Genomic DNA, 300 nt, shown 5'->3' with positions numbered 1-300 from the left:
ATCAACCCCGATAAGTACCAAGTATTCAAGCCACTGCTGTCCACCACACAATTTGCACCGATCATCGAGAAAACAATCGGTGCCAAAGAACGGAAGATGGTTTACAGCCGGGGCGGGCACGCGCGAACCAGGACAGTTGACACGAAAGACCAGGAGCGGCGCTCCTTTGTACTCACCGAGTCCGAGATTTTGACCCTAGCGCGCTGGGCTGTGGCGGTGGAGGACCACTACGGGTGTCCCATGGACATGGAGTGGGCCAAAGACGGGTCCACCGGCGAACTCTTCATGGTCCAGGCACGG

The 300-nt window shown here is 57.7% G+C and carries 1 protein-coding gene; it reads left to right on the top strand.

The genetic code is table 11. The features are described from left to right. Nucleotides 1–300: PEP/pyruvate-binding domain-containing protein (locus tag AC3XQU_RS23625; RefSeq protein WP_489876575.1), on the top strand; the 300-nt coding region annotated here is incomplete at both ends.

Source organism: Telluria sp. AZSoR62 (genome assembly GCF_058111565.1).
Note: the sequence above shows the minus strand (reverse complement) of the source record. Positions and strands in the feature narration are given on the sequence as shown.